The following is a 24,710-nucleotide window of genomic DNA, read 5'->3' as shown; positions in this document are numbered from 1 at the left end:
CAACCCCACCATAGCCTAGCCACTAAGTCATCTTAGAGGCGATTAAACATTACAAGCGAAAGCTTTCAAGCATGTTAGCAATAGCTGATTAAATTCAATCCTATAAGTAAACAGCGCTGCTTTTAAATTGGAGCAAAATTATGAAAAAGATAGTCGTCGTCGGCGGTGGTGCTGGCGGTATGGAATTAATAACCAAGCTTGGTAAAACTCTTGGAAAAAAGGGTAAAGCTGAAATCACATTAGTGGATATTGCTAACCATCATATTTGGAAACCACTATTACATGAACTCGCAACTGGTAGTTTAGATGAAGGTACCAACGCCGTTGATTATCAAGTTCACGGCGCCAATAAAGGCTACCTTTATCAGCGCGGTGCGCTAACCGGTATCGATCGCGAAAATCGACAAATTATTCTTGCACCACTTTATAGTGCAGATGGTCGCCTGATTTTAGACGAGCGTCGTCTAGACTACGATTATCTGGTCATTGGGATTGGTGCAATTAGCAATGACTTCGGTATTCCTGGAGTGAAGGAGCATGCCTTCACGCTAGATTTGACCGAGCAAGCGATGATCCTACGTGAACGCATTCAAGATCAATTTATGCAGCATGCTAGTGGTCAGCGCCAAGGTAAGATGAAAGTGGCTATTGTTGGCGCGGGTGCAACGGGTGTTGAGATGGCGGCAGAGCTGCATCATATGACTCAGACCTTACGTACTTACGGATACAAGTTAGAACAAGACTTATTAGATTTAACGATAGTCGAAGCATCAGACTCTGTAATGCCTGCGCTACCTAAGTCAGATCTTCGCCAATCGGTACACGATAAATTGCTAGAGCTGGGCGTTAAAGTCAGCACAAGCACTATGGTGACCGAAGTGACCAAACAAGGTTTAACCACTAAAGATGGCCGGTTAATAGAGGCTGATTTAATTGTTTGGGCAGCAGGTGTTAAAGCGCCAGAAGTCCTAGCAACACTGGGATTAGAAGTTAATCGTGCCAACCAGTTGATAGCTGCAGATACTGGGCGTACTTTGTCGGATGAGCGGATCTTTACCTTTGGGGATTGCGCGAGTATTCCCCAAGATGACGGTAGTTTTTTACCACCGAGAGGGCAAACTGCTAGACAGGTGGCATTGATGATAGGCACTAACTTGACTCGTTTGTTAAAAGATCCGAATGCTAAGTTAGATCGTTATGTTTACAAAGATTTAGGTAGTTTTGTGAACCTAGCGCACTTCAATACTGTTGGTAATATGTTCTCGTTCTTCCACGGTGGTTTACAGTTAGTGGGCTGTCCAGCGCGTTTCGTTTACGCGTCGCTGTACCGTAGACACATTATATCGCTACACGGCCCGCTTAAAGGGTCAATGATTTTAATGATCCACGGCTTGAACCGCTTGCTTCGTCCACAGTTGAAGCTGTGGTAATAACGAAAACGATGCTTGATCACCTCCTATTTCAGGTATTACTGAAGTAGAAGGTGACTCTGCTTTATTCGTTCCGTCTTAGCAATACACTCATTAGCTTGGAACTCTCTATTTAACCAAAGTCTGTATTACCACTGTTATAATAGTGTGGTTTGGCGAGCCTAGATTTTTGTTATAAATAGCGTTCTGATGCTCAAAAATGGACTCTCAATTAATAATAGCTGGCTATGCTTTAGTTAATAAAATTAGTTTGCCTCCGCTTTGTATCTTTTCGAAAAACCTGCCTATAGAAAGCTAAAACAATTGATTTGCAATAATTACTTTATACTTATAATTGCTTTTAAATTAATCGCTTAGCTTAACTATTCGGTGTGTTTGTTCATATCTTCTGTTAGGTTGTTTTAACGCTTTTTAGAACATATCCAATATTATTATAAGGCTGATAAATGCAGGAAGAGCAGGTTAGTTTGCTGAGTGGCTTATATGCAGCGTTAGATCACGTGCAGTCTTTTGTTTATATCAAAAATCGTAAGTTCGAATATGTATACGCAAATATACATACGCTTAAACTTTTTGGGTGTACTGCTGAAGAGCTTTATTTGGCTACTGACATTAAATTTTTCCCCTCGGACGTCGTAAATGAACTTCGAGCTGTGGATTTAAAAGTGCTATCGGGTGAGTCAACTGAAGAAGAAGTTGTAGTTGATGCAGGTACTTCTAAAAGACGAATCTATCTCAATGTAAAAGCACCAATTTATTCAGATACTGATCCAAATGAAATTATCGGAATTTTAGGGATATCGACGGATATCACTACTCAAAAGTTACTTGAAGAAAAAGCGTTGAAGCTGGCTAAGACAGATGTGCTGACAGGGTTAGCTAATAGGTTAGAGCTTGATACTAGGCTTAGTCATGAAATTGAAAGGTGTAGACGTCTTAAGTATCCGCTAAGCGTTATCTTGGCAGATCTCGATCATTTTAAAAAAGTGAATGACAATTATGGTCATCTTTTTGGAGATAAATGTTTAATTCAAGTCTCTAAAATATTGACCAATAATACTCGTGAACTGGATACGGTTGGGCGCTGGGGAGGGGAGGAGTTTTTAATTTTGTGCCCTGAAACTGATTTAGATGGCGTAATCGCTCTGGCTGAGTCATGTCGAGCTGTTATTGATGAACATAGTTTTGCTGAAGGGCCACACGTTACGGTCAGCCTTGGTGTTACCACTTTGATAGCTGACGATACTCTTGAGGCGTTAATTAATCGAGCGGATCAAGCTTTATATAATGCGAAGACTAGTGGCAGAAATAGGGTTGAAATATTGCAGGGGTAGCGATGCGAAAATAAGTGTGGAGTAACCAAACTCTGCCCCCCATTTTTACTTTTAGCCACCCAGAACGGGTGGCTATTTTTTGATTATGGCTGGGAGATGTCAGCTCGAATTGGTGTTTCTACCATATTAACTTATTCCCAAAGTATAAATACCAACCACTTATGGTTAAGTTTAGATCGACTGGATTACCATATTGGTCAATGACTCGTATTGTCATAGAGTTGGATAATTGATTTTTTGCTGATGAGGGCCAAACCGTTCGACGGAACTCCTTGCCGTACATTGCTGCCAGTTTAACTATTGGTTTGACTGATGTGGAGTTTTTAGTATTTAAGGTAAAGTTAGTTATATTTTTTACATAATCTGGACGGCGATACCTTTTCGTTTCGTTTTTAAGAGCTTCAACATAGAAAAGACGATCTCCTTTTGATACTCGTAGCGGAGCTACATGCGGCATCGAGTAAACATCTCCTGCAGAATTAGGTTTTCTGATATTGATTCGTCTTGGATCTGCTAATGTGAACTTATTCGGGGTCTTTGATGCTAATTCGTAGTATCTAATTAATAGCTTTTTGTTGAATTTATCTTTCTGTTCTTGGTACTTTTGGGTTAAAGAAAAGACTTCAGTCGGATACTTCACTGGAATCAATGTGCGGATGGTAACTGCATTATCTTTTTGTTGACTATCATCACAAGTATCACGAGTGATTTCGCTAAGAGTGACTTTATTAGTAACGGTTAGCTCAACACAGACATCGATTTTGTCCGGGTGCCCTGTGTTATTAGTAATATAAAATAATCTAACAGGGTTGGTTCTTAGAGGTGGATTTTTGCCTTTTCTGCTTTTTCCACCAGCATTGCTGATAAAGTGAGGAAGTCTGTTGAACTCATGTTCAACATCCCACCCATCACGTGGCAGTAAATTATGCGTATATCTTTCTTTGATTAAAAACTTAGGGTTGATGAAGTCGGGCCCCAATTTATATTCAATAGCTAAGGGGGACTGCATCTTACCATTTGCATAAATTTCATTTTCATCAGTTAAAGGTGTTCTATGTGTTGTTATCTTAAGAACGGGTATTGCATCTGTAGGCTTTGCATAGCGAGTTGCAGCTAAAGCCTCTTTGCCGGCAAAGTTTGAAAATAATAAAAGTATGCTTACCAATGTTAATGTGTATTTTTTTGTATTGATGTTAAGATTTCTGTTGAAAGTATTCATAGTATTGACTCCCATAATAGTTAAAACGAGATATTGATGTCTGTTAAATTAAGTTGAACAAAGCAAACTCATTCTGCTTGTTTATAAGGGATCCCATTCTTTGTAGCCTTAAGTGAGGGGTCAGAGTAAACTTGGTTTTGGGTGTTTTAAAGGGCAGCTTATTTTTTGAATTTTGGTATTTGTGCCTATTTAATTTTCTAATCTCGCTTTAAATTTTTCATTTACGATTGCCATGCGTTAGCGAGTATTTTGCCTGACGCCTTCAATGAGTTTTCTGTTACTTCTGCTTTATATATCCTTTTTATTCGCAGCGTTTGATTAAACAAAATTGCTTTTTTTACTTGAGCTGAATACTAATTTTTAGTTGTTTCAAATATAATTTTCGCTTTGCGAGTCAATTATGAAAACAACAAAAATTACGTGGCAAGCTGGTGACGAGCTTCATGAAGGTACGACTGAGCTGAGTGCTTGGCATGGTTTTAAGGCTTACGGCAATGTTGGCTTTCTCACTCAAGAAGACCTGTCTATTGCTGATAGCATGCAGCAATGGTTTATTGATAATGAAAGGCGTATTTATGCGCTTGTCTGCGACTACGTTAAGCAAAACTATCAAGAGCTACTTGAAGAGTCAGAGTTTCTCGATGTGTTCGATGAAGATTCAGAAACTTACCCGACACGTGTTGGTGAGGTGAATGAAGCTGATATGCGTGCGGGTGACATATTTAAGTTAATGCAGCTTTCTGCGTTTGTTTTACACCAGCCAAGCAAAAATGCGCTAGGGATGATTTTTGAGTGTGCTTGGGATGAAGAGCATGGCTTCGGTATTGTGATCCAAGGGGATGAAGTTATCTCGCAAGGCTTTGAGCAAGTCGTGTATCGCTCGCTATAACTGTCTGTACTGCTTGGTTTTGTGCGTAATAGTGGTGTGAGTAAAAGCTGCCGGTGTTTGTAAATCTTACGGCTAATCACGGCTAGTTTATTGTTTGCTAATGTTGTTAGTGATATGTTGCTGCGGCAATTATTTTATAGCCGTAGCTTTTTAAGCTGCTAAGTACAACTATGACATTGGGAATAGATATGAATAAGTCCGCACAACTTTTACTTGATCGCCTGGCTATTACAGCCTCTGCATTATGCGCAGTACACTGTATCGCAGCACCTTTGCTATTAGTCGTATTCCCGTCATTGCTAGCGCTTCCCGTTGGTGATCATTTTTATCATATGTTGATGGTGTGGTTTGTTATTCCAACTAGCTCTATTGCGGTATTAATGGGCTGTACTCGCCATAAAGATCCTAAGGTATTGGTGTTAGCGTTTTTCGGTATTACTGGCCTTGCTGCCAGTGCGGTTTTTGGACACGACTTGTTAGGTGAGACTGGTGAGAAATTAGCGACTTTAGCTGCCAGTTGCTTTTTAGTTGCTGCGCATTGGCGTAACTATTCACTTTGCCGCAGTGACGCTTGTGACAATGCTAAAAGTGAGAATTAATACTTCTTTTAGTTATATTGTTTGCCCCTGATAGAACAAAGCCAGTCTGCTTGCACAGACTGGCTTTAATTTTATCGATAAAAAGTTAGCGACTAAGGCTTATTGCGGTGTTAACCCTAGCTGCTCTAGTACCAGCTTAAAGTTCTCGCGGCGCTCTTTAACGTTGTGCACATCACCGGTTGAACAGGTTAAATCAGGACAACCACGGTTAACAATACCAGACACATCATCAATAAAGTCAGTGCCTTTCATGCCACCTTCAACATACTTCTTCAGCTCGTTGTGGTAGTTCCAGTTACCGTACTGGCCGCTTTCATCTGGGTAAGCTTGTACTGAGGTTACCCAGTAGAACAGACCTGCAATCCACTTGATCTCACGGTTCTCTTCAGAGCTACAAATTAAGCCAGGGTTTGAACAGAAATCGAGTTCGGCATATAGCGGGTTCGCTGGTGGTGCCTCAACCGTTACACCATCAATGGTTTGGCCAACAGTTGCTGGGTCAACGTGTGAACGACCTAAGTAGTGGTTTAGGGTACCGAAGTTTTGGCGACCAGTGGTTTGAATCACACCACGGCCCCACCAACCACAGCCTTCAACGCTTTCTTGGCTGCTGCCGTCCCAAATAAACTTACCGGCTTTTTGGTCGACGTAGGTTTTACATTCGTCACGCTCCCACACCTGCTTAGAGGTATCAACAGCTGTCGGTACGTCATTACAGTGACCGTTGTTGGTCCAGCGACCCACACTGCCGTTAACCAGTAAACCGCGCTCTTCCAGTACTGCATCAGGCGCTGCGAATACTGGCGCTGGTGCACCGTACCACTTGGCATGGGTTAACGCGCTCACTTCCATCTTGTTATCACGCGGACAAGAGTAAGCATGGTCTAAACCTGACTCTGGGTTTACACCGTAATCAGCATATTTTTGTCCAAGCTGACCACAACTTGCTGTCATTGGGTAATCGGCTGGTGCACCGTACTTGATTTCAGACCAGTTGTTCTCATCACAAGCATTGTAGCGAATGGTTTCTTGCATACTTTGCGCTAAGAAGGCGGCAATAGCGACTTTGGCGTATTTGATGTTAGTTGCATCATCTGCATTTTCATCAAGTAACCAGAACTTATTACCTGCCACGCCGATGTTATGCATGGCATTTAGACCATCCATAAAGTCTGCCCACTTATAAACCGTTGACGGTACCCATTGTGATTGCGGTGTTTCGTACAGGAATGCAGTGTTGTTCATCGCATCTTCTGCATCCGCTAACTCACGGTTTAGTGCTTCAATCACCGTTAGGTTGCCACTTTCTGTGGTTTCACCCACATAGTACAAAGGCATTTTTGCAGCTTGGTATTGCTCGATTTTGCTGTTTAACTGTTCTGAGTCTTGGTCAAACAAAATGGCAAATACGTTGCTAAAGGCTGCTTTACGAAGCTGCGGTTTACTTGTGTGGTTACCCATAAAGTAGCTTGCCGCTTGCGTTGTTGGGATCTGCGCTAGCATCGCTGGGGTGTTAATAAAGTCAGTGACTTGCTTAACGTACTCTAGCGCGTTGTGCCATTGCTCACTTGATAACGCGGCTGTTGCGTCAGATTTAGTGAAAGCAACAAAGTCGGCTTTGTTGGCTGCGTCAGCTTGGTATAGCCCAAGTTTATTGAGTAAGTCTGCAGTAAATACTGAGGCTTCATCCCAAACTGATTGGCGACCAGAGTGAGTGTCGAAAGCAAAATCACCAATGGTTAACGACCAGCCGTAAGTCGCTTGCGGTGCAAGCGTGGCAATAATTAACTGATGCGCTTGCGCCCAACCTGTTAGATCGTTGCTCAGCGCGTTAATATCATCAAGATCAATACTATTGCCAGTGATATCCATCGCTTTGATTAGCGCATCTTTCACCGCAATAGTGCTAGTTGCTAGCGCGGTATCTTGAGTGGCTTTATCAAGCACATCACTGCTGATAATGATTGATGCAGATTCTGCTTGTGTAGCCTGCTCCATGATTGACACAAAGCTAGCTGTTAGCTGGTTTACATCAGTCAGTTCATCGCTGTTGCTGGTCTCTAGCGTCAATGTCACAGGAGCTGCAGTTGATGGGCTTGCTACCACTAAGGTATTTGGCCAGCCAGCCACTTCAAGGCGAACAGGGTCCATTGGGTTTGGCAATGAAAGCAGCGGCGCAGTGCCAGGCTCGGTGCCATCACAATTTAGGTGTAGCGCCCATGAGGCATCGCTACCAGGAATTGTTTTAGTCCAGTAGATTGCCGAGTAAGCGATATTGTTATGCACCATAATGTCGCCACCGGTTGCATGGTCGCCACGGGTCCAGTCTGGGTAAACATTAAAGTCAGCACACAATCCACCTGGTGGAGTCACTGGTGGGTCGATAACCTCTTCTTCAATGGTGATGTTTACATTGCTTGTGGCAGTTAGGCCTTCTGCATCGGTAGCTATCGCTTTTAGGCTGACGCTACCTACTTGCGTCGGCTGCCAATCACAGCTAAACACTTGGCTGTTAGCCGCCTCGAATGCACAGATTTGCTGGTTATTAGCCTTAACAACCAGTTTGCTTAAGTCATCATCAACATCGGTTGCGTTAACTGAAATGGCAACGCTTTCGCTATCATTAAAGCTTGCGCCATTGCTTGGGGTGATGAAGTTAACCACAGGTGCAGTGAATTCTTCTTCCGCTTCAATAGCAATGTTTACCGTTACGCTTGAAGACAGACCTTCAGCATCGGTAGCAATGGCTTTTAGGCTAACATTACCCGCTTGAGTCGGCTGCCAGTTACAGGCGTAATTCGCTGCATTGGTCGCATTGAATGAACAAATTTGTGCGTTATTGGCTTTAATCACCAGTTTAGTTAAATCGTCATCAACATCGGTGGCATTAACTGCAATAGCAACGGTGTCTGTTTCATTAAAGATGGCACCATTGTTAGGAGTCATGAATCTCACCGCTGGTGCAGTAAAATCTTCTTCCGTCTCATCTTTTACTGTTACAACAATTGCTTGCTGTTCGATTTTTTGGTTATTTTTATCGAATACAAATACCTTTACCGTAGCGCTGCCTGCAGTAGTCGGCGTCCAGTTTTGCGAATACATGCTCTGGCTTGGATTAACGGCTTTTTGCGATAGTTTTTGGTTGTTAGCCCAAAACTCGACTTTAGCTGCTAATTCACCAACAACCTTGGCTTGGATTGTTGTTGCTGTATCTAGGCTTAGTACTTGGCCTGCAACTGGCGACAGAATAGCTAGCTCGGTTGGCTCAGGATCTGGCTCACCCGGTTCGCTTGAACACTCAGTTAACTGCCAAAACCATGAATCAGCGCTTGGGGTTTCCCATACGCCTGGATTGTTTTTAGCAATAAAGCACTGGTTAGCATAAGAGACGATATCACCGTTGTTAACCTTGGTCTGACCTGGAATAAAGGCAATAATGTCGCCCGGTTCTGGTTCTGGTTCTGGATCGGGGTCTGGCGCAGGCTCGCCCGAGCATTCACTGGCATCCCAAAACCATGAGCCTGCTTTTGGTGATTCCCAAACGCCAGGGCTGTTTTTGGCAATAAAGCATTCGCCATTAAAGGCAACCATATCGCCATTTTGAACTTTTGTTTCTCCCGGAACAAAAGTGATAACACTCGATGTTAACGTTGCGTCAGCGGCATATAAATAGCCACTGAACATTACGCTAGTTAAAGCGACAGTTATTTTATTTATTTTTATCAAGGCTTAGTTCTTCTTTTATTCACTTATCGGTGTCGATAAGTGGATTAATTATTCAAGAGATGCGTTATAGGTGAGCTGTAAATTGATTAGCTCATAACCAACACACTCTGTTATTGATTAAAAATGCGTTGCCTATAGTGCTAAAAACATGATTAAGGATGCTGGATAATTCGCCATGTGAATAGCTAATATAGGAAATACATTCCCGGCGAAGATATCAGGTAGATGTTTGTAATACACTCAGTTTTTAATGCCTTTAAGCTCAATAGAATAAATAAGAATCAGTTGCTGGTGTTTTAGTTAAGTTATTGACTTAAGTCGAAAAATTGACACCTGAGTTGTGGGCGGAACTCACTGTTTACAATGAGGAAACAGGTGATGTGTTGACTTATGAGTGTGTGCAAGAATGATGTTTATATTGATTAGTATAAGTTGCGTATATTAGCGGTGGAAGTTTTAATGACAGACGCTTTGAAAGTGATTTCTTAAACGCTAATTTAATAAATCATTAAGTATTTAAACAAATGAATCGCCTAGCAAAGAGACTTTATTCAGGGGGGCTTTGAGCCTTAAGTATTTATTGCGATTTAATACACCAATTCATTTATCTTAGGGTTATATTGAGTCAAGAAGTGGGCAGGCATCTTATGGCCAACATAAGATGCCTAAAACACGGAATCTAGCTAATAGCATAATGCTTAGCAAGATACTCAATATGCGCTGGCACGACTAATGCCTTTGGGCGCAAAGCTTGTATCTGCGACTTAACATCTGCCCATGCAGCGCCTTGCTCTAACATTAGGATTGCGGCGACCAGACCTGTACGCCCTGAGCCTCCGCGGCAATGAATAGCAAGGGTATTTTTGTCTGCAATCAGCGCCAAAATTTGTTGCTTAGCATTGGCAAAAGCGGCGTCGAAATCAGCAGCAGGTGCGCAATCATCTTCAATCGGCAATGCAAACCAACTAATCCCTTGAGCTTGGATCTCATCACCCAGTTTTGGCACATTGAGCTTAATCATTTCTTCTGGTGTAACCGTTGAAATCACGGCGACTGCTCCAGCTTGCTTTAAGCTGGCAACTGAATCGGTAAGGCTTGCGTCTTTAGTGCCAGGGCAGGGGGTAAAAATTAGTGTGGCACCGTTATCTAGGGGGAATAAATCATAGGGATGAGACATAACACTTCCTTTATAGAGTGATTGGGTTTCTAGCGATTTATGCAATTAGTGTAAGTTGTGCTTGGCACAATTAGCAAACATGATTGTCAGTAGCAAAAATGAGATGAGAATGATATCTCACCACAGATAAGGTCTGTATGAAATTAAAGCATTAAAGTCTGGCGGTTGGTATAAGTCTTGATTTTAGCTATGACGCCACATTAATGTGGCATTACTTTGAATATAATCCTTATTTTTGCGAGCTTATGATGAAAGAATTTAACATTACTTGGAAAGCGGGTGCAGAGTTTCATGAAGCAACAACTGAGCTCAATGCTTGGCATGATTTTAAAGCATACGGCAGCATAGACTTTCTCACTCAAGAGGACTTAAGCCTTGCAGACAGCTTAGGCCAGTGGTTTTTCGACAACCAAAAGCGCATTTATGCCATCGTTTGCGATTATGTTCAGCAGCACTACCAAGAATTGCTTGAAGAGTCTGAATTTTTGGATGTGTTTGACGAAGAGGAGTCTTACCCCACTCCAGTTGGTGAAGTAACTGAAGCCGATATGCGCGCAGGTGATATTTTTAAGCTAATGCAAGTGTCTGGTTTTGTGTTGCTTAACCCTGAAAAGAATACCCTTGGTATTATGTTTGAGTGTGCTTGGGATGAAGAGCACGGCTTTGGCTTGGTAATCCAAGGCGATGAAGTGATTAAGCAAGAAGGCGCAACCGTCGCCTATTGTGAGTGCTTATAAAACTTCGATAGATAAGAGTAATCAACGGCAGTTCAAGGATTGGTATGTTAAAAGAGTGGTTTTGGCTGTTCAAAAAAATAAAGTCAGATCAGCAGTTTGCTGAGCATCTGCCGGCATTGCAGCACTTGCTTGACACAGGGCAAGATCTGCATGAGCTAGATGCTAAAGGGCGCACTGCATTAGGGTATATTTTTGCTAAGCCGTCTCCAAGTTCAGCTGCTGTGGCTTGGCTGTTAAATTTGCCGCAGTTTGCAGCGGGTAAAGAAGCCTACCTTTACCCTTATGATATTGATTTACCAGCAGGGTGCTTTCAGCTCACTAAAGCCAACAATATGATGGACAGATTAGATGAGCTAATGCCGTCCGTTTGGTGTGATACGAGTGAACTTGCAGAAAAACAGCATTTAGCAGAGCCCTATTTAATGCTATTGGCAAAACTTGAAGCCGCAGAACTCACTAACCCATTCCAATCGAATTGCCAATATTACCAGCAGGCATTTGCCGACAAACAACAAGAGCTACAACAACTTGCTTTGTTAGAAGCGCAATTTAATGATTTAAATGTCGGTTTTCATATGCTTGCGGCAGAGTATGACAATCCGTTTCAAAGTCGAATAACAGGTGCGCCTTGGTTACCAAGCGCAGCGCCTGACATTGACAGCGCTAACTTAAAGCAACTCCAGCTTATTCATTCAGATCCTAGCTTGAAGTTTGTTTGCCAAATCAACTTTTCAGAGTTGAAAAATGCTGCTCCTGATTTACTCAATACTCGCTTACCACAAGCAGGCTTGTTACAGGTATATATGCCGCAACCTGAAGATGGTGAAGAGCCGCAAGGACAGTGCCAAGCGATATACTGGAGCGACGCTGAATTACAAGCTCTTGATTGGCAAGAAGCGACTGATAAAGTCATGATAGGTGATATGTTTGCACCATCAAATTTTGATGTTAGTTGCCGTAAAACGGGAGCTTATCCAATATGTTGGCGACCCTATAAACAACTACCTGATGAACCAGAGCAAATAGCGTTAGCGCTAGAAAATATCGGGGCTGTAATTGACCCTGAGCTTTATACCCACTGCGATTATGATAGCGGCTTAATGCCACAGGTAGCCGAGCGTACTCAGCTTGTATTTAACCAAGATGGCTCCTGTATTGAGCAACCCTATTTACCCGCGGAGCATATTGCCATTTTAAGCTACCTTTATTGCGATTATGGCAGCTGTATCTTAAGTATTCCGAGTAAGGCTCTGGATGGCGAGGATAGTGATTGGCAGCAACTGACGTATACATTTTGCCAAGATTAACACCTGCTATAGATAACTGAGAATAAACATCCCATGCAGCAATTCCCGATGACAATTACCGCAGCGGCTAACTTTTCAGATTCTTTGAAACCGTTACTTACTGAACTTGAGATGTGGCTTAACTTTCAAGCGTTAAAAGCAGATTGGTACAGCAACGAAGCGCATGTTTTGCAATTTGATTTTTGCTTAGTTCGCAGCTTAGATGAGGCCATGGTTCAGCAAGGCAGAGAGACGGATAGATCACGCTGGGTTGTTGCTGGTGGTTATGCTTATCTGTTTGAAGTAAAAAACTTGCACACCAAAGCCTATATTGCAGTTGATGATTTACTTAAAAGTGGCACAGGTATAGAGCGGGAAATTAAAACTAGGTTGCTTGCTGTAGCCAATGCTGTAGCTGTTGAGCATGACCTATTGAAATTATCGCTGTAAATTAGCGAAGCTCGGAGCTAAGCTAAACAGAGTGAAAGGCTGCAAATATGCTGCCTTTTTTATGCCTTATCTTTAAGGAGCCTAGTTCGAACATAACCCACTTTGTCTAACCAGTGTAATGCGTAGTGTTTAAATACTGGGCCTAGAGGGCGCTCAAACACTTGGTGAACTCGTTAGATAAAGCATGTTTTTGCTAGAGGAATATTTGGAATGTCACCGCGATAAAAATAAGATTTGAATAACCCGATAAGCCTAACGGCTCTTAGTTCTAGGATTTAAATTTCTGCTTAAATTAATTTCTGTTCATCTTCTAGACAGCTTAGGTTGGCTATTATTGCCACAACAAGTTTGAATTCAGATCAGGCACGCAGGTTTTAGCTAAACTTAACTTTGAAGCTTACTGTCTGCACAGAGAGGAAATTTAATGAAACGTCATTTATTGCTGTTAAGTGTATTGTTCGCGCCAATGAGTGTATTTGCCAACATTATTGTTGATAAGACGGGTGTAGACGAGAAAGACTATGTATATGATTTGCACCAATGTACTGAGTTATCAACACAAGTACAAAAACAGCAAACTGAAGGCAGTGCCATAGGCAGTGCAGCAAAAGGCGCGGCAATTGGCTCGGCAGGTAAGGCGATAGCCGGGGGATCAGGTACTGATGGTGCCAAACAAGGCGCAGCAATTGGTTTAGGTGTAGGCGTACTGTCTAAAGGTAGAGAGAGACGCAATAATCAAGCGGCTTATACGAATGAGCAAAATATGGTGATCAAGAATTGCATGACTAATCGCGGTTATGTGGTACTTAATTGATTTAGCATTGTCTTGTACTGCCTTTTCTTAGCAGGATAGAAAAGCTCAGACTAGTACTGCTAGTCTGAGCATGTATTGGCTATTATGCGCATTGCGTTATAGCCAATGTTTGAGGTGAGATAGAGGCTTAGTTACAACGTCCGTTGTTACTCCACACCGCCCATTGTCCTGAGTTTTGCTCAGGGTTTTGGTTTCTAGTCCACCAATTAGCAGTGTATTTCACATTGTTATAAGCCACTTGGACTCCGGTCGTATAGGCCGTATCTGCTGACCAGTTACTTAAGCCTGTACAACCTTGTACCGCGTCACTCACCGCAATCGTCTGCACTTGGGTGTGGCTTAGACCTTGAGCATCTTCAACGGTTAAGCTGACTTGGTAGTTTCCTGCAGCACTAAACGTGTGTACTGGATTAGTTTGATTAGAGATAGACCCGTCACCAAACTGCCATGCATGCTTCGCGACAGCGTTGTCATCTGTAGCCTGACTAGAGAAACTTACCGTTAAACCCGAAACAGATGCAGTAAAGCTAGCTACTGGTGGCTGATTTGGGTTATCGCCGTTTCCGCTACACTGGCCTCGATCTGCCCACACATTGGTATAAACATCTGGTCGAGCGCCAGTTGACCACCAAGTGGCTTCATATTTGCCCGAATTATAGGAAACAAGATCACCGATTGAGTAAGCGGTTGCTACATCCCAAGCGCTGACGCCATCACAGCCGCTACCACCATTACTACCAATAGTGACGGTAGTTGAACGAGTATTGCTTTGGTTAGCCGTGTCAGTCACTGTTAGGCTGACATTAAAGTCACCATTGCTGCTGTAAGTGTGTACTGGATTTGCTTGAGTTGAGCTGGTTTGATCGCCAAAATCCCAATAGTAACTGCTAATACCTTTGTCATCGGTGGAAGCATCAGTAAAGCTAACAGTACTGCCATTGACTGACATATTAAAGTTCGCTGTTGGAGCGCTATCTTCAACACTACCACCGCCACAACTGCTGTTTTGTAGGTAATCGTAAGCAGCCTTTGTCTTTACAATACCATAGCCGTAGGAGGTATCACGGCCGTTACTGCCGCGATCTTCTGCTGTAGCATTGAGTGCACCACGGATCTCTGTTGGAGAGCAGCTAGGAAAATGACTCCACACCAGTGCGGCAACACCTGCCACATGAGGTGTTGCCATTGAGGTGCCGCTGATGGCTTTATAGCCGCCATCATTCCATGTTGAATTCACATCAACGCCAGGCGCTGCAATTTCGACTTGAGAGTTATATTGGGAGAACGAGGCTTTATTGCCAGAGCTGTCTACTGCTGCGACTGAAATAACTTCATCATAAGAAGCCGGGTATGACATCTTATTGTTACCATCGTTACCTGCGGCTGCAATACTGAGTACCCCTTGGCTTGTTGCGTTGGCAAATGCTTGACGCTCAGCCGATGATGAGCCACCACCACCTAAACTCATACTAATAATATCAGCTCCGGCATTTACACATTGATTAACCGCAGCAACTAAGTCGGAGCCATAAGCCCAACTGCCGCTATCGTTGAAGACTTTAACGATATGTAAACCAACCAATCCTGATGGGTTGACTCCAACAACACCTTGATTATTGCCGCCAATTGCGGCGATGGTGCCTGCCACATGAGTACCGTGACCGTTACCATCGTTATACCAATTGCCGGTGTTATTGCTACCGTAACCATCATCGCCAGTTACACCTGAGCTTGGTAAATCGACGTGACCTAAATCGTAACCAGTATCTGTGATACATACTTTACGGTTAGCTGTTTGGCTATCAGAGACTAAATTTGCTTGCACCATGCCAATACCGTAGGGAGAAGTTTCTGCCATCAAGTATCGTTTCGGGTCAACCTCAATCAAGGCTACATTTGGGTTATTAGACAAACTTTTATATTGCTCTGTATCGAGCATAACGGCCATTGAGTTGACCTCGGGCAGTGATAGAACAACATCTGCACTGATTGAAGCGGCTGTGTTTTGCATTAAATCAATTTTTGCCTGAGTAATCGCTGCTGGCGATAATTTTGATTGCTGCAAGCTTAAGATACTGCGATCTGTCATCTGCACAATAAAGCGCTGAGACTGATTTTGATTAACACTTGGTTCCGGCAAGGTTTGCACTTGAGCGCTCACAGCTGTAGCGACAAGACTGAGGGTAAATGCTGATACCAGCGGGAGTTTTTGTTTATTTATTGTTTTCATTGTGTACCTTCACATTGTGTGAAGCTCGCTGTGAAAACGCGACAACTTAACACGTAACAGGAGCCGTGTATTAACATGTCTTACAAGCAATGTAAGTAACTAATTATTCACATTGCTTGCATATAACTAAGCGTGAGAATTTGCTGCAGTCAAACTAAATATCAATGACTTAGCTTTTGTAGGGTTATTATTTGTGAATGCGAAAAATAGCGTAAACATTTAGTTACGATTAGAGTAAAGGTTTAGCGGTGGCAGGTTATTTTAGTGAGAACAACTGTTTAAGTGGGATAATTTTAGCAGATTTGATGCTAGCTTTTTTAGGTGTAAATTAGAGTTAACGAAAATACTATAACCTAACTGAATGACATATAAATCAAGGATATAAATAATCAAGTCGTTGCTTTAACTGTTTAAGCCGTTTTTGAGTGAGTTGTGAACTGAATAATGCTGCAATAAATGGCATTGCAAATTGAATGTTAGCTGAGCCTTGATTGCTATAAATCAAGGCTGCAAGCGTTAGTGAGATTAATGCGCTAATCGTATTGCTGAGAGAATAGTTGTTTTAGCTGGGCTGCTTCTGCTTGGCTAACCATAGGCTCTGGGGCAACTAATAAATTGCTAGGGCAGGAATGCTCATTGTCGAGTACTTTGTCAAACACTTGAAAATGGCTAGCTGAGACGGTTTGGTATTGGCAAATCAATAAGTTGTCTTGTGCGTTAGACTTTACCAGTTTGGCGGTAACGGCCGTATTGCTTGAGGCGTAGGCGGTATTAAATGACAGCATTAAACCACAAGTCACTACAGCCAGTAACTTTGCTTTTTTAGTTAATGTTTGAGTTAGTTGCATCATCTATCACCTCTGCTTAATCATCCTAATCTGACAATCAATATAGTGGCAGTATGCTGTACCGAAACTTAACAATTTGTTGAATAACCAAAAGGTTGATAGTTTACCTAACTCTTTTGTTGTTAGTGTTTTGTTGTTGTGTGTGTGCTCATGGTTATAAGTTGTAACTATTTATGTCGACAGTCACAAAAAGGCATGATAGCGCTTTCTTTTCTTATACGCCTGTATAGACTCCGCCTCAAGCTCAAATCAATTGAGCTAAATATAATAAATAATTAAAGATGGGTCATATATGAAATTACTAAAAACTGCTGCAGCTTTGGCTGTAGGTGTTGCACTTCTTACCGGTTGTAATGATGACGATGTAAAGTATGTAGACCATACTGAAGTTAAAATTGCCACTTACAATCTATCTTTCGATCGTAATACATTTGAAGACTTAGTTGCTGAAATGGCACTGACTTCTGCACAGCAAACTGCGTTAGTTGAAACTTACCTAGAAGATCGCGATGCGATGGCACCAGCAGATAAAACAACAGCTGAAAAAGTGATTCAAATCCGTAACGTTGCTGCGATTATCCAAAAGACTCGTCCAGATGTATTAATGATGGGTGAATACAACAACGATGGTACAGGTGAAGATTTATCAGCACTTAAAGGTTTCCAAACAAATTACCTTTCAGTTGCACAAAGTCTTGATGGTGCCGGCGGTGAAGCTAACCTAGAACCAATCGAATACCCATTCGCTGAAAGCTATGGCACTAACACTGGCCGCTTAAGTGGCTTTGATTTGAACAATGACGGCTATGTAGCAAAAAAGGAAGATGTTAATTCTTTCAATTATGCTAATGATTCTTGGGGCTTTGGTAAGTACCACGGACAATACGCATTTGCGTTAATGTCTAAGTATGAAATCGATACTAAAAATACCCGTACTTTCCAAAACTTTAAATGGAAAGATCTTGAAGGCGCTGAAAACCCATTCTTAGATGGCGAAAACTGGTATACAGATGAAGAGTGGCAACTAATGACACTATCATCTAAAAACCACGTTGATGCACCAATTTTAGTACCGACTAAAGATGGTACTGAAACTATCCATATCCTAATGTCTCACCCTACTCCACCTGTATTTGATACAGGTAAAAACTTGCTACAGAATGCTGCAGAAGTTGAGTTCTGGCATAGCTATGTAACTAATGCACAAGATTTTTATGATGACGCAGGAAAAACCGGCGCGCTTACAGAAGGTGCACACTTTGTTATTGTTGGTGACCAAAACCTTGATGCGGCAACAGGTGCGGGTGACGGTATGACTGAAGTGATGGCTGCACTGCATGCTGATCCAGTCGTCAACCAAAACGTGACTAACGGTGATTTGTACCCAACAAGTTATGGCGCTGCTGAGTATGCTGTAGAAGGTAGCCCTAATCACCCATACCCGAACCGCATTACTGCAGAGTTCGGAAGTGGCGGCATAAATGCTGACCATGCAATTCCTTCTGCATCGCTAAACATTGTAGACTCAGGTGTTTACTGGCAGGCAACTTATGAAGAAGGCCGTTTGCTATTTAACGACGATCGTATTGGTGGCGGTAAGAAGAAAGATATCTCTTCAGACCATCGTATGGTTTGGGTTAAAGCACAGTTTTAATTAATCCTTTAACTCAAAACAGTAAGCCCCGTTGTTAACGGGGCTTTTTTGTTGCCGAGTAAAGAAGAGTGGGAACCTGTTAACTAGGATTAGCTAAATTCGTTATAGCCTTCAGCAGGGATAAAGTCGATTCCTTTAGACTGAGATTGCATGATAGTATCGACGACACTCTTATGAAAAAATAGCTTGTCCTTCCAGCCCGCATCGCGAAAAATAAGCCGCTGTTGTAGAGGGATTTTACTTAACAAACTTTGGTCTAAAATCAGTTTATTCATTCCAGAAATAAATTCACCACCATTAAATTCATCATAAAAGTCGAATTCACTTTGTTGGCGATCGATAGCTTTTATCTCGTTTTCAACTTGTAGCATTTGATACAGGTGCCCACCTTGATCAAACAAGATTATTTGAACCCAATTGGTAGCATAGATATCGTTCAGCTTTAATTGTTGGAATAACGTCTGCTTAATACTCAGTCCCGGTACTAAAAAGATATCCGCGAGTTGATGTACATCGTCACCAGTAAATTTTACGACTAGGGGTACAGGTTCTGCTGGGTGAGTAAATATATTGGTAGGGACTGCACCTGAGAACTCGTCGGGAAAGTCATAAAAAGGAATATTCATGTTCTCAACGGCAAAAAAGTACTGGCTCATTTTCATGCACCTATAAATTCAGCTAACAGCTATTAAAATTCAAATAGTTAGTGATAATAAACAAAAGGACACCAATCGGTATCCTTTTGTTTATGCTTTTTGAGAGGCTTGTGTTAGTCAGCTGTCATCCAATCAACTTTGACGCCTGCTTGGGCAAACATATCTTCGCTGATCTTAATCTTGTCGCCCCAGCGTGATTGAAAATCTTCGCTTGGCATTGGACTATGTACAGTGCTTAACCCTGTTTGGATAATCTTGGCTGCGCAGTTCGGACAAGGGAAGTGAGTTACCCAAATCTCACAGCCGCTAAGGTCACGCTTAGCGTAAAGAATCGCGTTTTCTTCTGCGTGCAGGGTTTTGAGCAGCTTCATCTCACGGTTGTCGGTTTCTGCGCTATCAGACACACCATGAGGGTAGCCGTTAAAACCTAAAGAAACAATTCGGTTATTTTCAGTGATCACCGCGCCCACTTGAGTCGAGGGATCTTTACTCCAAGATGCAACGAGCTCGGCCATTTGCAAAAAACGTGTTGCCCATTTTGTCATCATCGAATGGATTCTCCTAAATCTATACAATTGAATAAACCGCTCAAACTAGCTGTTATTCTCTATGCAGAACAATGATAAATCAACAACCGAAGGATATCTTTGTGCTCTTTGAAGAATAGGGTATTAAAATTCTATTCTTGTCGTATTGAAAAAGGTCCATTTAGAGAAATGGACCTTAAGTTTAACTGAACGGCTGAAAAGGAAACGTTTTGCTAGAAACTTTAAAGTTCAAATTAGCCAAACTAGTTATTGTTATTGTTATTGTTATTGTTATTTATTATATAAACAGGTAGTTGAGGTTGAGTTTGTTGCTGCGGAGCTGCTGGTCTATCTTCTTTCTTTTGGCAGAAATAAGCATCGACTTCACCCGCGATTGGCAAGCCTTTCCAGGTTTCATCAGTTATGTGAACAGAGTAATGAGTAGCGCCTTGTTTATACGCCTCTACTTTTATAAAACGTTCGAAATTATTTGGATGTTGTTTGGGCACAGTGAATGACGTTACAGGCATACAGTTCATTAAAGCTGATACAACAGGGTTATAGTAAGTTATTTTATTTGCATCAACAGGAACTCTAATTTTAGGTGTAGCGCAACCAGCAGCTGTTATCGATATAACAGCACAAAGTAGAATTTTTTTATTTTAACGTGTTACTCGGGGAGTGATTCTAGGTGAAACAAAGAGTTTCTTCGACTTGAATATTATGGAAGAGTTGATCTGGAATCATATATAAAAATTGCAATAGAGGTTGTGATAAAGGTATTGGTTTTAAAAATTGGCTTTTAGATAGAAGATTTACTAAGGATTTCTAAAATTAACTTTATCAGGTGCTTTGTTGCATTTCTTTGATTTACTCCTGCGATTAAGGCGCTCACTTGGGTTTATGATGATTGTCTATTTTACATAACAAAGCGTTGCCACAGATGACAAGCATTAACCAACAAAGACTCGTTGAACACTTTATTTCGCTGGTGAAAATCGACAGTGAATCAGGCAATGAAAAAGCAGTGGCTGAGGCGTTGGCTGAGCAGCTTGGCGAGCTGGGTTTTGAAGTGACTAAACTTGCGGTGCCTGGTGAAATCACCAATGGCTTTAATATCTACGGCAAGTTAGCGGGGTCACTTGCTGGCAGTATTGCTTTCAGCAGCCATATGGATACGGTTACCCCCAGTAATAATATTGAGCCAATTATTGAAGACGGCATTATTCGCTCTAAAGGCGACACCATTTTGGGCGGCGATGATAAATCGGGTATCGCAGCAGTGATGGAGGCTGTTCGCAGTATTCAAGAGAGCGGTAAAGCCCATAAAACCCTTGAAGTGGCGTTTACTGTATTCGAGGAGCGCGGCATGCACGGCGCTAAAAATTTCGACATCAGTAAGATTGAATCTAAGCAAGCAATCGTACTTGATTCTGGCGGCCCTATTGGCACGATTATCACCACAGCGCCTGGGCAGCAAAGCCTGAAAGTGACCATTAAAGGCAAACCTGCTCACGCGGGATTAGAGCCTGAAACAGGGATCAATGCGTTAACGGTCGCAGCAGATGCGATTAGCAAGATGCAGCTTAGCCGCATTGATGCTGAAACCACAGCTAACATTGGTGTGGTACAAGGCGGACAGGCGACTAACATTGTGATGCCAGAGCTGTATATTGAAGCAGAAGCGCGCTCACTTAATGATGACAAGCTAGCTAAGCAAGTTGAGCATATGGTGTCGACTTTTGAAGCCGCGGCGCAAAAGCATGGCGCTATTGTAGAGATTGATTCAAGTCGCTCTTATAACGCTTATCATATCGCTGATGAAGACGCGCACGTTTTAGAGATTAAAGATACGTTTTCCGCTATTGGTATTGATGCGATGACCAAGCCGACTGGCGGTGGTTCGGACGCTAACATCTTTAACGCTAATGGCTTAAAGACGGTTAACTTATCAACGGGGATGGCTAAAGTGCACACCACCGATGAGTTTATTGCGGTTGCCGATATGGTGGCGATAACTGACTTCATTCATTGTTATCTAACCCGCTAATTACTCATTGTGTGTCTAGTCATAAAAAAGCTCGGCTTAAGCCGAGCTTTTTTATGCACTTAATTAGTGGGAACGCTTAAAACAGGTCAGCATTAAGCCATAGGTGACACAAAATACTCGCGGCGTAACCTAGTGCAATGACCGGCATCCACTTTAGATGACCAAAGAAGGTATATTTACCGTGGGCGGCGCCCATTAGTGCTACACCTGCGGCTGAGCCGATTGATAGCATACTGCCGCCAACGCCCGCGGTTAATGTCACTAGTAACCAGTTACCCAGACTCAATTCTGGCTGCATGGTGAGTACCGCAAACATCACAGGAATATTATCGACAATAGCAGAGAGAATGCCGACCATCACATTGGCCCAAATTGGGTCCCATTGGTTGTACATTACATCTGATACCACGCCTAAGTAACCCAATAAACTTAGGCCGCCCACACACATTACCACGCCATAGAAAAACAGTAAGGTATCCCACTCTGCGTGCGATACACGTTTAAATACGTCAAATGGTACTACTGAGCCTAAGCGTTTAAGTGCCGCTTCATCTTTATTAGCCATAGCAACGGCTTTCTTTTTCTCAAGTGAACGTGGCAGAGTTTTACGTAGGTAAAAGCCAAAGAATTGCAGGTAACCTAAGCCCATCATCATGCCGATAACTGGCGGGAAGTGCACTAAGGCATGGAAGCTAACTGCAGTGGCGATAGTCAATATAAATAGCGCTACAATGCGCTTGCTACCGCGCTTAAGCTCGACCTTCTCGTTAGCACAGTTAGGTTTAGTTTTAGGCACAAAGAACGACATGATCACTGCTGGGATAATGTAGTTAACCAGTGATGGAATAAACAAGTCGGTAAACTCAACAAAGCTGACTAAGCCTGCCTGCCAAACCATTAAGGTCGTGATGTCGCCAAATGGGCTAAATGCGCCACCAGCGTTGGCTGCAACCACGATATTGATACAAGCAATGTTGATGAACTTTAAGTTATCGCCGCCAACTTTCATCACAACGGCACACATTAACAACGCGGTAGTTAGGTTATCGGCAATCGGTGAAATCACAAAAGAAAGGAAGCCAGTTAACCAAAATAAGGTACGGAAATTAAAGCCTTTACTAACCATCCAAGCCTGAAGTCCATCAAATAATCGACGCTCTTCCATGGCGCTGATATAGGTCATTGCAACCAGTAAGAACAGCAATAGTTCAGAGTATTCTAGTAAGTTATGCTCTAAGGCCTGTTTAGCCACTTCAATCTGGCCTTGTTGTTGATAAGCAAAGCCTATCATGAGCCAGATAATTCCAGCTGCTAGCAGTACGGGTTTAGATTTACGTAGCTGTAAATACTCTTCTCCCATCACTAAGCAGTAAGCCAGAAAGAATATGATTAATGCTGCATAACCAACGCCCGATTGTGTTAGATCTAACCCGGCTTCACTGGCAAAGGCTGGCGTTGCCAGTCCCCAGCATAGTATGGCTAATATTAAATGACTGACTTTCATGTGACTTCTCGACTCCTTGAAGGCATTAAGTAGTTTTTAAACAATGCATTACGATTTAAAACAGATTAGCATCTAACGCATTGTTAATGGGTGGTGTGAATTTTGTTGCGCAGTTTAACTTGAATCAGATGAACAATACAGGTGAATAGGGGATTTGTAGTTAGGACTTTAGTGGATGACTTAGCTTGAATCGTTATAAAGTCTGAGCGTAACAAGACAGGAGATAAAGATTAGGCAAAGCATTGCTAGAAAGAAGAGTTTGAGCAATAAAATCGTATAGAAGATACAAAGCGGTTGAGATTGGCGCGGTAAAGTCATACCGCGCCAGAAAAACGAATAACCTGAAAGTGAATTAGCTAGCGATAAACTTAGCGACAAAATTGCCGACATTGCTAAAGCTTGCCGCGCCCATACCAATGACAATAAGTACCCCCATAATTGACAAATAAAGCGGGTGCTTATAGTCGCCAACAATGTCTTTGCGACGAGTAGCAGCAAGCATAAATGCCAGCACGATAGGTAAGATTAAACTGTTAATTAGGCCTGCCAACATTAACAATAAAATGGGCATGTCCATTAAGATAGTGCCAACGCTGGTGAATACGATAAAGCCAATACAGCACGCTTTTTCTTGGCGTTCAATCGCAGGGAATAGGGTTTTAACCAAAGAGACTGCCATATAAGAGTTACCCACCACAGAGGTAATCGAGGCGACAAACAGCACTAGACCGAAAATAAAGTAACCTAAATCACCTGCTCCTTGTTTAAATGCATCAGCGGCTGGGTTGCTCGTATCTAATACACCGCCAGCAGCAATTACGCCAAATACAGCTAAGAACAGTAAGATTCGGATAACCACGGCAATCGAGATCCCTGCCCAAGCAGCAGACTTAATCGCAGCTATGTTGTCTTTGCCTTGCAGGCCAATATCAACCAATCTTTGCGCGCCAGTATAGTAGCCGCCTACCGCGCCACCAACAATGGTCAAGGTCGGTAATATTAGGTTACCCATATCAACTGGCATCACGGCTGCTGTTAAGGTTTCGCCCATAGGTGGCAAGCTCGTCATGGCAACGTAAGCGATTAGAATAATCATAAATAGGCCTAAGTAGCGCGCCATTTGATCCATCCGCTTTGAGGCGTTATGCAAAACAAACAATAAGCAACCAACAACGCCTGTGAATAAAGCGCCCCAAGTGGTATCCACACCGGTTAATACATTTAAACCCAGTGCTGCACCACTGACGTTACCAAAGTTAAAAGCCACGGCACCGAGGGCTAATAAAATACCGATAAAGTAACCTGCACCAGGGGCAATCTTATTTGCGATATCTTGGATACGTAAACCAGAAACACCGACGATACGCCATAGGTTCATGACGATGGCAAAAGTGATAAACATTGAGGCAAAAACAGGAAATGCCATATCTATTTTGTAGATATTGGTGAATACGGCCGTTTGGGTTAAAAACCCCGGACCAACAGATGTCTGTCTAGTCCTAAAATAGGTTGACGGTTTTTATTAAGCCAGTTGGTACTCCCAACTGGCTTTTTCATGCACCTCGTTTGGGGTTTTCATT

Annotated in this window: 20 protein-coding genes; 10 read left to right on the top strand and 10 right to left on the bottom strand. The window is 42.4% G+C overall.

Translation table 11 applies throughout. The annotated features are described in order from the left end of the window. Positions 1–140: 140 nt before the first annotated feature. Together L2748_RS09680 and L2748_RS09675 are read left to right on the top strand one after the other, a co-directional pair. On the top strand, positions 141–1,430 hold the full coding sequence (locus L2748_RS09680) for an NAD(P)/FAD-dependent oxidoreductase (protein WP_220782246.1): 1,290 nt from the start codon (positions 141–143) through the stop codon (positions 1,428–1,430). 446 nt (positions 1,431–1,876) lie between these two features. Continuing rightward, positions 1,877–2,764 (top strand): GGDEF domain-containing protein, encoded by an 888-nt coding sequence (locus L2748_RS09675; RefSeq protein ID WP_220782245.1) that lies wholly within the window; start codon positions 1,877–1,879, stop codon positions 2,762–2,764. A 118-nt stretch (positions 2,765–2,882) separates the two neighbouring features. On the opposite strand, the gene L2748_RS09670 is transcribed toward L2748_RS09675, so the two are convergent. Beyond that, a complete protein-coding gene (locus L2748_RS09670) occupies positions 2,883–3,983 on the bottom strand; it encodes a hypothetical protein (protein ID WP_220782244.1) in 1,101 nt (366 codons plus the stop codon). A gap of 400 nt (positions 3,984–4,383) precedes the next feature. On the opposite strand from L2748_RS09670, the gene L2748_RS09665 reads away from it, so the two are divergent. Beyond that, a complete protein-coding gene (locus tag L2748_RS09665; RefSeq protein WP_220782243.1) occupies positions 4,384–4,872 on the top strand; it encodes a DUF6985 domain-containing protein in 489 nt (162 codons plus the stop codon). Between the two features lie 188 nt (positions 4,873–5,060). Beyond that, complete coding sequence (locus tag L2748_RS09660; RefSeq protein WP_220782242.1) at positions 5,061–5,471, top strand: MerC domain-containing protein; 411 nt, start codon at positions 5,061–5,063, stop codon at positions 5,469–5,471. 99 nt (positions 5,472–5,570) lie between these two features. Here L2748_RS09660 and L2748_RS09655 read toward each other — a convergent pair whose 3' ends face one another. Next, positions 5,571–9,197, bottom strand: coding sequence for an Ig-like domain-containing protein (locus L2748_RS09655; RefSeq protein ID WP_220782241.1), 3,627 nt, complete (start codon positions 9,195–9,197; stop codon positions 5,571–5,573). A 679-nt stretch (positions 9,198–9,876) separates the two neighbouring features. Beyond that, positions 9,877–10,374 (bottom strand): phosphatase domain-containing protein, encoded by a 498-nt coding sequence (locus L2748_RS09650; RefSeq protein WP_220782240.1) that lies wholly within the window; start codon positions 10,372–10,374, stop codon positions 9,877–9,879. Between the two features lie 248 nt (positions 10,375–10,622). Here L2748_RS09650 and L2748_RS09645 point away from each other — a divergent pair, with 248 nt between their 5' ends. The 4 genes from L2748_RS09645 (at position 10,623) to L2748_RS09630 (ending at position 13,661) form a co-directional block, all read left to right on the top strand. Continuing rightward, positions 10,623–11,111 (top strand): DUF6985 domain-containing protein, encoded by a 489-nt coding sequence (locus L2748_RS09645; RefSeq protein WP_220782239.1) that lies wholly within the window; start codon positions 10,623–10,625, stop codon positions 11,109–11,111. 44 nt (positions 11,112–11,155) lie between these two features. Further along, positions 11,156–12,418, top strand: coding sequence for a DUF1963 domain-containing protein (locus L2748_RS09640; RefSeq protein ID WP_220782238.1), 1,263 nt, complete (start codon positions 11,156–11,158; stop codon positions 12,416–12,418). Positions 12,419–12,451: 33 nt separating this feature from the next. Further along, positions 12,452–12,847: a hypothetical protein gene (locus tag L2748_RS09635; RefSeq protein WP_220782237.1), complete on the top strand. Its 396-nt coding sequence runs from the start codon at positions 12,452–12,454 to the stop codon at positions 12,845–12,847. A gap of 424 nt (positions 12,848–13,271) precedes the next feature. Then, on the top strand, positions 13,272–13,661 hold the full coding sequence (locus L2748_RS09630) for a glycine zipper family protein (protein WP_028766273.1): 390 nt from the start codon (positions 13,272–13,274) through the stop codon (positions 13,659–13,661). A 127-nt stretch (positions 13,662–13,788) separates the two neighbouring features. On the opposite strand, the gene L2748_RS09625 is transcribed toward L2748_RS09630, so the two are convergent. After that, positions 13,789–15,891, bottom strand: a complete 2,103-nt coding sequence (locus L2748_RS09625; protein ID WP_220782236.1) for a S8 family serine peptidase — start codon at positions 15,889–15,891, stop codon at positions 13,789–13,791. Between the two features lie 533 nt (positions 15,892–16,424). Continuing rightward, positions 16,425–16,742 carry a hypothetical protein gene (locus L2748_RS09620; protein ID WP_220782235.1) on the bottom strand — a complete coding sequence of 106 codons (318 nt, stop codon included), beginning with the start codon at positions 16,740–16,742 and terminating at the stop codon, positions 16,425–16,427. 289 nt (positions 16,743–17,031) lie between these two features. Between L2748_RS09620 and L2748_RS09615 the strand changes: the two genes are divergently transcribed. Continuing rightward, complete coding sequence (locus tag L2748_RS09615) at positions 17,032–18,393, top strand: endonuclease/exonuclease/phosphatase family protein (RefSeq protein ID WP_220782234.1); 1,362 nt, start codon at positions 17,032–17,034, stop codon at positions 18,391–18,393. 89 nt (positions 18,394–18,482) lie between these two features. On the opposite strand, the gene L2748_RS09610 is transcribed toward L2748_RS09615, so the two are convergent. The 3 genes from L2748_RS09610 to L2748_RS09600 form a co-directional block, all read right to left on the bottom strand. Further along, a complete protein-coding gene (locus tag L2748_RS09610; protein ID WP_220782233.1) occupies positions 18,483–19,049 on the bottom strand; it encodes a hypothetical protein in 567 nt (188 codons plus the stop codon). Between the two features lie 113 nt (positions 19,050–19,162). Further along, the gene (locus L2748_RS09605) at positions 19,163–19,597 is read right to left on the bottom strand and encodes a dCMP deaminase family protein (protein WP_220782232.1); all 435 of its coding nucleotides are present in this window, start codon (positions 19,595–19,597) and stop codon (positions 19,163–19,165) included. Between the two features lie 242 nt (positions 19,598–19,839). Continuing rightward, positions 19,840–20,085, bottom strand: a complete 246-nt coding sequence (locus L2748_RS09600; protein WP_220782231.1) for a hypothetical protein — start codon at positions 20,083–20,085, stop codon at positions 19,840–19,842. Between the two features lie 434 nt (positions 20,086–20,519). Here L2748_RS09600 and L2748_RS09595 point away from each other — a divergent pair, with 434 nt between their 5' ends. Next, positions 20,520–21,626 (top strand): M20/M25/M40 family metallo-hydrolase, encoded by a 1,107-nt coding sequence (locus L2748_RS09595; RefSeq protein WP_220782230.1) that lies wholly within the window; start codon positions 20,520–20,522, stop codon positions 21,624–21,626. A 76-nt stretch (positions 21,627–21,702) separates the two neighbouring features. Here the strand turns inward: L2748_RS09595 and nhaD are convergent, their stop codons facing one another. Together nhaD and L2748_RS09585 are read right to left on the bottom strand one after the other, a co-directional pair. After that, positions 21,703–23,130: a sodium:proton antiporter NhaD gene (gene nhaD / locus L2748_RS09590; RefSeq protein ID WP_220782229.1), complete on the bottom strand. Its 1,428-nt coding sequence runs from the start codon at positions 23,128–23,130 to the stop codon at positions 21,703–21,705. Positions 23,131–23,482: 352 nt separating this feature from the next. Further along, positions 23,483–24,556 (bottom strand): NRAMP family divalent metal transporter, encoded by a 1,074-nt coding sequence (locus tag L2748_RS09585; RefSeq protein ID WP_246616208.1) that lies wholly within the window; start codon positions 24,554–24,556, stop codon positions 23,483–23,485. Between the last annotated feature and the right edge of the window lie 154 nt (positions 24,557–24,710).

It is taken from the genome of Shewanella sairae (assembly GCF_023283535.1).
GTDB lineage: Bacteria > Pseudomonadota > Gammaproteobacteria > Enterobacterales > Shewanellaceae > Shewanella > Shewanella sairae.
This window is presented reverse-complemented; position numbering and strand designations above follow the sequence as displayed.

Coding starts and splice junctions, on each gene's coding strand:
- L2748_RS09625 (WP_220782236.1), bottom strand. CDS start 15,891: ATGAAAACAATAAATAAACAAAAACTCCCGCTGGTATCAGCATTTACC.
- L2748_RS09660 (WP_220782242.1), top strand. CDS start 5,061: ATGAATAAGTCCGCACAACTTTTACTTGATCGCCTGGCTATTACAGCC.
- L2748_RS09630 (WP_028766273.1), top strand. CDS start 13,272: ATGAAACGTCATTTATTGCTGTTAAGTGTATTGTTCGCGCCAATGAGT.
- L2748_RS09610 (WP_220782233.1), bottom strand. CDS start 19,049: ATGAGCCAGTACTTTTTTGCCGTTGAGAACATGAATATTCCTTTTTAT.
- L2748_RS09615 (WP_220782234.1), top strand. CDS start 17,032: ATGAAATTACTAAAAACTGCTGCAGCTTTGGCTGTAGGTGTTGCACTT.
- L2748_RS09640 (WP_220782238.1), top strand. CDS start 11,156: ATGTTAAAAGAGTGGTTTTGGCTGTTCAAAAAAATAAAGTCAGATCAG.
- L2748_RS09665 (WP_220782243.1), top strand. CDS start 4,384: ATGAAAACAACAAAAATTACGTGGCAAGCTGGTGACGAGCTTCATGAA.
- L2748_RS09620 (WP_220782235.1), bottom strand. CDS start 16,742: ATGATGCAACTAACTCAAACATTAACTAAAAAAGCAAAGTTACTGGCT.
- L2748_RS09585 (WP_246616208.1), bottom strand. CDS start 24,556: ATGGCATTTCCTGTTTTTGCCTCAATGTTTATCACTTTTGCCATCGTC.
- L2748_RS09670 (WP_220782244.1), bottom strand. CDS start 3,983: ATGAATACTTTCAACAGAAATCTTAACATCAATACAAAAAAATACACA.
- L2748_RS09645 (WP_220782239.1), top strand. CDS start 10,623: ATGAAAGAATTTAACATTACTTGGAAAGCGGGTGCAGAGTTTCATGAA.
- L2748_RS09595 (WP_220782230.1), top strand. CDS start 20,520: ATGACAAGCATTAACCAACAAAGACTCGTTGAACACTTTATTTCGCTG.
- L2748_RS09605 (WP_220782232.1), bottom strand. CDS start 19,597: ATGATGACAAAATGGGCAACACGTTTTTTGCAAATGGCCGAGCTCGTT.
- L2748_RS09675 (WP_220782245.1), top strand. CDS start 1,877: ATGCAGGAAGAGCAGGTTAGTTTGCTGAGTGGCTTATATGCAGCGTTA.
- nhaD (WP_220782229.1), bottom strand. CDS start 23,130: ATGAAAGTCAGTCATTTAATATTAGCCATACTATGCTGGGGACTGGCA.
- L2748_RS09650 (WP_220782240.1), bottom strand. CDS start 10,374: ATGTCTCATCCCTATGATTTATTCCCCCTAGATAACGGTGCCACACTA.
- L2748_RS09635 (WP_220782237.1), top strand. CDS start 12,452: ATGCAGCAATTCCCGATGACAATTACCGCAGCGGCTAACTTTTCAGAT.
- L2748_RS09680 (WP_220782246.1), top strand. CDS start 141: ATGAAAAAGATAGTCGTCGTCGGCGGTGGTGCTGGCGGTATGGAATTA.